The organism is Paraburkholderia ferrariae NBRC 106233, assembly GCF_000685035.1.
GTDB classification, from domain to species: domain Bacteria; phylum Pseudomonadota; class Gammaproteobacteria; order Burkholderiales; family Burkholderiaceae; genus Paraburkholderia; species Paraburkholderia ferrariae.
The window spans coordinates 26,690-32,699 of the sequence record NZ_BAYB01000058.1 but is presented as its reverse complement, the minus strand read 5'-3'; the positions used below and the strand labels follow the sequence as shown (position 1 = coordinate 32,699).

General features: G+C 66.4%; 6 protein-coding genes. 3 read left to right on the top strand and 3 right to left on the bottom strand.

Annotated elements, in window-relative coordinates; translation table 11 throughout:
• Positions 1 to 705, top strand: a 705-nt coding sequence (gene hutG / locus BFE01S_RS35405; RefSeq protein WP_028229545.1) for an N-formylglutamate deformylase, incomplete at its 5' end; no start/stop codon positions are given.
• Between the two features lie 108 nt (positions 706 to 813).
• Here the strand turns inward: hutG and BFE01S_RS35400 are convergent.
• Positions 814 to 2,199, bottom strand: coding sequence for a purine-cytosine permease family protein (locus BFE01S_RS35400; protein WP_028229544.1), 1,386 nt, complete (start codon positions 2,197 to 2,199; stop codon positions 814 to 816).
• Between the two features lie 196 nt (positions 2,200 to 2,395).
• Here BFE01S_RS35400 and BFE01S_RS35395 point away from each other — a divergent pair, with 196 nt between their 5' ends.
• Both BFE01S_RS35395 and BFE01S_RS35390 read left to right on the top strand, forming a co-directional pair.
• The gene (locus BFE01S_RS35395; protein WP_028229543.1) at positions 2,396 to 4,033 is read left to right on the top strand and encodes a gamma-glutamyltransferase family protein; all 1,638 of its coding nucleotides are present in this window, start codon (positions 2,396 to 2,398) and stop codon (positions 4,031 to 4,033) included.
• 32 nt (positions 4,034 to 4,065) lie between these two features.
• Positions 4,066 to 4,437, top strand: a complete 372-nt coding sequence (locus BFE01S_RS35390) for a hypothetical protein (RefSeq protein WP_245621278.1) — start codon at positions 4,066 to 4,068, stop codon at positions 4,435 to 4,437.
• Positions 4,438 to 4,564: 127 nt separating this feature from the next.
• On the opposite strand, the gene BFE01S_RS35385 is transcribed toward BFE01S_RS35390, so the two are convergent.
• Both BFE01S_RS35385 and BFE01S_RS35380 read right to left on the bottom strand, forming a co-directional pair.
• Complete coding sequence (locus tag BFE01S_RS35385; RefSeq protein ID WP_028229541.1) at positions 4,565 to 4,774, bottom strand: YXWGXW repeat-containing protein; 210 nt, start codon at positions 4,772 to 4,774, stop codon at positions 4,565 to 4,567.
• 68 nt (positions 4,775 to 4,842) lie between these two features.
• On the bottom strand, positions 4,843 to 6,009 hold the full coding sequence (locus BFE01S_RS35380; protein ID WP_042339847.1) for a DUF1501 domain-containing protein: 1,167 nt from the start codon (positions 6,007 to 6,009) through the stop codon (positions 4,843 to 4,845).
• Between the last annotated feature and the right edge of the window lies 1 nt (position 6,010).

The following is a 6,010-nucleotide window of genomic DNA, read 5'->3' as shown; positions in this document are numbered from 1 at the left end:
GATATCGCACTCGCCGTTGCCGATACCGACTGGCACCTCGATCGTCTCTACGCGTTCGCGAAAGAGCTCGGTGCGACGATGCTCGGCGCGCGCGTGTCGCGCTACGTGATCGATCTGAACCGTCCGCCGAACGACGAGAGCCTGTATCCGGGCCAGACGACCACCTCGCTGTGTCCGGCCGAGACCTTCCGCGGCGAGCCGCTCTATCGCGAGGGCCGCGCGCCCGACGCTGCGGCGCGCGCGCAGCGTGTCGCGGCTTACTGGCAGCCGTATCACGAAACACTGCGCGCGGAGTTGCAGCGGCTGCGCGGTCTGCATGCGAACGTGCTGCTGTGGGAGGCGCACTCGATTGCGAGCGTGCTGCCGCGGCTGTTCGAAAACAAGCTGCCGGACCTGAATATCGGCACGCAGGATGGCCGCACGGCGGCGGCCGAAGTGCAGGCAGCGGCGGCGAGTGCGGCGCAGGCGAGTGCCTATACGTGGGTGGCGAACGGGCGTTTCAAGGGGGGCTATATCACGCGCCACTTCGGCGCGCCGCAGGACGGCGTGCACGCCATTCAGCTCGAGATGTGCCAATCCACCTATATGAGCGAGACGGCGCCGTTCGATTATGTGCCGGCGCTTGCGGGCAAGGTCGAGCCTGTGCTGCGGGGGATGGTGGGGGGTGCGCTTGCCGCCATCGAGGCGCTGAATGCGGTGAAGTAGGGGCGCGCAGGAAAGATCTGCAGCAGTCAAAAGATACGGCTCTGGACAAAAATCCAGAGCCGTATCCGTTTTAAAAGCCTTGTGCGCTAGCGCGCAGCACTTCGGGAATCAGCGTTTCTCAACCGGCAAAACCAGCCGATCCGGAATCGATTGCCGCGACTGGCGCATCACGACGTAATACACCACGCCCGGCACCACGAGCCCGAGTATCCACGAAATATCGGTGCCTCCCAGCGCATCGACGAACGGCCCGGTGTAAAAGCTGCTGGAGATAAAGGGCATTTGCACGAGCACGCCGAGCACATAAATCGTAATCGCCTTCGCATTCCACCGGCCGTAGCGTCCATCGGGATCGGAAAGCGCCGGCACGTCGTAGCGCGACTGCGTGAAGCAATAGTAATCGACCAGATTGATCGCGCTCCACGGTGTAAAGAACGCCAGCAGGAACAGGATGAATGCCGTGAACTCCTTGAGGAACGAATGGCGTCCCGCCAATGCGACGGCGGTGGAGAGGCCCACCATCGCGACGATATAAACAAAGCGGTGGCGCGTGGAGATCGCGCGCTTCGAGCGAAACGCGCTCACCACCGTGGCCATCGACATGAAGCTCCCGTATGCATTGAGCGTGGTCACGGTGAGCTTGCCGAAGGCAATGCTGAAATAGAGCAATGCGGCCACCGCGCCGCTCGCACCGAGCCCCACGATATACGCCACTTCGTGATGCGCGAACGCGTGGCCGGCGAGCGCGGCGGCGAACACGCCGAACACCATCGCCGCCTGCGCGCCGATTACCGAGCCGAGGCCCACGGCGAAGAACGTGCGCACGGGGGAAGTCGTGCGCGGCAGATAGCGCGAATAATCGGCCACGTAGGGGCCGAAGGCGATCTGCCACGAGGCGGAGAGCGACATCGAAAGCAGGAAGCTCGGCAGCGTGAAGTGCTGGTTGGCGAGCAGCGCGCCGATGTCGTGGTGAGAGAAGAGTTGCGCGAACATGAACGCGAAGGCCGCCACGCCTACCACGCTCGCAATGCGCCCCACGAAGTGGATCGAGCGATAGCCGAGCAGCGTGAGCACGACGATGAGCACGGCGAAGAGGCAGATGCCCGTGGTATCGGAAACGTCGAGCAGTTGCGCCGTGGCCTGGCCCGCCAGCACGGTGCCGCTTGCCGAAAAACCCACGTACATGATGCAGACGAGCGCGATGGGCAGCGCCGCGCCGTAGACGCCGAACTGCACGCGGCTGGAGATCATCTGCGGCAGGCCCAGTTGCGGGCCTTGCGCGCCGTGGAGCGCCATCACCGTGCCGCCCACGAGTTGTCCAATCAACAAGGCGACGAGCGACCAGAATACATCGCCGCCCAGCACCACGGCCAGCGCGCCGGTGATGATCGCCGTGATCTGCAGGTTGGCCGAAAGCCACAGCGTGAACTGGCTGAGCAGGCTGCCGTGGCGCTCGGTTTCGGGGATGTAGTCGATCGAGCGCGTTTCGAGCAGCTTGCGGCCGTCGGGTGCGAGTTGGGCAAGGGATTCGGGTTGGACCACGAGAAACTCCGGAAAGAGGCGGACGAGGTAGCACTCCAGATGATGTTGTATAGACAATTTAGCGGGAATAGGGGATAACCCCTCGCAATCCGACAGCATGCGCGCCGCTTGTATTAGTATTTTTGCTTTCCTCCCGAGGCACCGTTCCATGACACGCTTCAACTGGCAAAACCCGTATCCGACACTGCGTCTGCCGGTGTTCGCCCGCAATATCGTTTCGACCTCGCAGCCGCTTGCAGCGCAGGCGGGCCTGCGCATGCTCTGGCAAGGCGGCAATGCCGTCGATGCGGCCATCGCCGCGGCAGCGGCCATTACCGTGGTCGAGCCGGTTTCGTGCGGCCTCGGCGGCGACGCCTTCGCGCTCGTCTGGGACGGCAGCCGCCTGCATGGCCTGAACGCCTCGGGCACGGCGCCCGCGGCCTGGAACGTCGATTACTTTCGCAGCCGTTACGGCGAAGAACAGGGCCGCGCGAAGCAGCCCGTGCGCGGCTGGGACACGGTGACCGTGCCCGGCGTCATCGCGGGCTGGGAGGCGCTGCATGCGAAGTTCGGCTCGCTGCCGTTCGCCGACCTGATGCAGCCCGCCATCGAGATCGCCGAGCGCGGCCACGCGGTGGCCAGCATCGTCGCCCACAAGTGGCAGGCCGCGATTCCCGACCTGAAGAACCAGCCCGGTTTTGCCGAGACTTTCATGCCGCATGGCCGCGCGCCCGAGGTGAGCGAACGCGTGTGCCTGCCGGGCCACGCCGCGACCTTGCGCCGGCTCGCGGAGCAAGGCCCGCGCGCGTACTACGAAGGCGAGATCGCGGAGCGCATTGCGGCGTTTTCGCGCGAGTGCGGCGGCGCGATGACGCTGGACGACCTGCGCGGCTATCGCGCCGAATGGGTCGAGCCGATCGGCAAGGACTACCGCGGCTACACGGTGCACGAGATTCCGCCGAACGGGCAGGGCATTGCGGCCCTCATCGCGCTCGGCATCCTGGAGCAGTTCGACGTGGCTTCGCTCCCGCTCGATGGAGCAGAGGCCCAGCATCTGCAGATCGAGGCCATGAAGCTCGCATTCGCCGACGTCTACCGCTACGTTGCCGACCCGCGTTCCATGGACGTCACGCCCGGGCAGATGCTCGACCCGGCCTACCTGAAATCGCGCGCGAAGCTGATCGACCCGCAGCGCGCCACGCATTTCGGCTTCGGCATGCCGAAGGCGGGCGGCACGGTCTATATGTCGGCGGTGGACGAGCGCGGCATGATGGTGAGCTTCATCCAGTCGAACTACATGGGCTTCGGTTCGGGCGTGGTGGTGCCGGGCACGGGCATCGCGCTGCAGAATCGCGGCTGCGGTTTTTCGATGAACCCGGCTTCGCCCAACGTGGTGGCGGGCGGCAAGCGGCCGTTCCACACCATCATCCCGGCGTTCCTCACCCAGCAGGTGGCGGGCCGCCAGGAAGCGGTCATGAGCTTCGGCGTGATGGGCGGCGACATGCAGCCGCAAGGGCATCTGCAAACCGTGGTGCGCATGCTCGACTACAGCCAGCAGCCGCAGGCCGCCTGCGACGCGCCGCGCTGGAAGGTCAACCGGGATTTCACGCTGGACGTCGAATCGACATTCGATCCGGATACGGTGCTCGCTTTGCAGCAGCGCGGCCACCAGATCAAGCGCATCGACGACCCGTATATGGATTTCGGCTCGGGCCAGTTCATCTGGAAGCTGGAGCGCAACGACCCCGAGCGGGGCTATGTGGCGGCCAGCGATTCGCGGCGTGACGGGCTTGCCGCGGGCTTCTGAACGCGGAGTGGCCGAATGCGGCGAAAGCAGCCGTGGCGACCGCGCTGAGCATGTTGCGGCGCAGTGCTATATTCGGTGTTTTCGCTGCGCGCGAGCGGCGAATGTTTACGCTTTGTCAGGTGTTTTGTCTGGCGCTTTATCGGGTATCGGAGGGAAAAATGGCAATCGAATATCGTGGCTTTCGAATCGCAACCGATGCGAAAGCTGACGCGACGGATACGCAGTGGGTGTGCAGCGCAAAAATCGAAGGCTATGCCGGCGAGGCGCAGGACGTGACGCTGCCGCCCGTCGAACTGACGATCCCCAAGCTGAAGATCGACGTGCTGATGGCGTTGTCCGCCGTCGAGCATCGCGGCAAGGACATCGTCGACGAATGGCGCGCCGCGCATCCCGCGCTGAGCTGACGCCAAAAATGCGGCGCCCGCCGCGCGGGGCCGCTTCGATTTCGTGTTGCGATTTCGTGCTTCGATTCCCCCTGCGCCGCGCGACGGTTTCCCGTCACGCGGCGCAGGCAACCAAACTGCCGGAACCTCAGTAGGCCGACCAGTGGCCCGGCACCCACTCCCAGTGGTTGCCTTCCCAGCGGTAGTGCCCCTTGACCCAATGATAACCGGGCGCGGGCGGAGGCGGCATGACCTCCACGCGCGGCGGGGGCTCGGGCGGCCGCGCCGGTTCCACCACGCACGCTGAAACGAGCGCCGTGCAGGCGCACAGGGCGGCGGAAAGCATCGTCCTCTTCATCACGTTTCGTACTCCTTCGGGTTATAGGCTGATTTATCGTCGTTGTGCTTGACGCACGGTGTATTCGCTCAGGTGCGGATCAGGCCCGTGGTGGCCCGCGGCGCACCCGCTTCAGCGAAAAGGGTGGCCGCGGTGCGCTGCGGGTCGAGCGCGAGGCTTTCGCTGGCCGCGCCCGCGATGAGCGCATCGAGCGAGGCCGTGGGCTTGAGGTCGCGTCCCTCGTAGAGGTCGGCGCTGCGCAGGCCGGGCCAGTCGGCCAGCACGCGCCCGCCTTTAACTGCGCCGCCTAGCAGCATCGCCACCGACCCCTGGCCGTGATCGGTGCCGCCCGTGCCGTTCGCGGCGGCCGTGCGGCCGAACTCCGTGGCGACGAGCACCGTGGTCTTGTCCCAGTCGGCGCCGAGGCCCTCGCGCAGCGCCGCGACCATCGTGTCGAGCGCTTTCAGCTGGTTGGCGAGGCGCGCGTTCTGCGCGCTGTGCGTGTCCCATCCGCCGGTCTCGATCATCGCGATGCGCGGGCCGTCGGGGCGCGCGAGAAACTGAGCCGCGAGCTTGCCGAGGCTGGCCGGGTCCTGCTTCGGGCCGATATCGCCTGCGAGGCCGCGCGCGCCGAGCGCCGATTCCCAGAGGGGCCGCAACTGCGCATCTGCTTCGTAGAGCGAAGAAACGCGCATCAGCAGGTCGTCGGACGCCGCCGGCAGGGCGGAAGGCGCATACGAGGTCACGCGCGCGGGCCCGCGCAGCGCGGCGGGCACCGTGGGCGCGAGCGCAATGGCGTTTTCGCGCGTGGCGGGCATCAGGCCGACCAGCCGGTTGAGCCAGCCGTCCTTCACCTGATAGGGCGCGCGGCCGCCCGTTTCCAGCACGTTCTGGCCGTCGAAGTGGGAGCGGTCGCGATACGGCGAGGCGATGGCGTGCACGAACAGCGCCTGCCCCGACTGGTACATCTGCGCGGTCTGCACGAGCGAGGGGTGCAGGGCGAAGGTGCCGTCGAGTTTCGTCGCGCTTGCCGCGTCGATCGTCAGCGGGCCGCGCAGCGTCGCGTAGGCGGGCTCCGCGTAGGGGACGACGATGTTCAGGCCGTCCGCCGCGCCGCGCTGGATCACGAACACGAAGCGGCGGTCGGTGGCCACGCTCGCGAAGACCATGTGCGGCGCGACGAGCATCGCGCCCGCGCCGGCTGCGGCGAGGCTCAGGAAACGGCGGCGGGAGGCAGAGGCCGAGTGGGAAGCCATG

Bases quoted from the DNA above. Each gene is read 5' to 3' on its own strand.
- BFE01S_RS35395 (WP_028229543.1), top strand. From the start codon at position 2,396: ATGACACGCTTCAACTGGCAAAACCCGTATCCGACACTGCGTCTGCCG.
- BFE01S_RS35385 (WP_028229541.1), bottom strand. From the start codon at position 4,774: ATGAAGAGGACGATGCTTTCCGCCGCCCTGTGCGCCTGCACGGCGCTC.
- BFE01S_RS35380 (WP_042339847.1), bottom strand. From the start codon at position 6,009: ATGGCTTCCCACTCGGCCTCTGCCTCCCGCCGCCGTTTCCTGAGCCTC.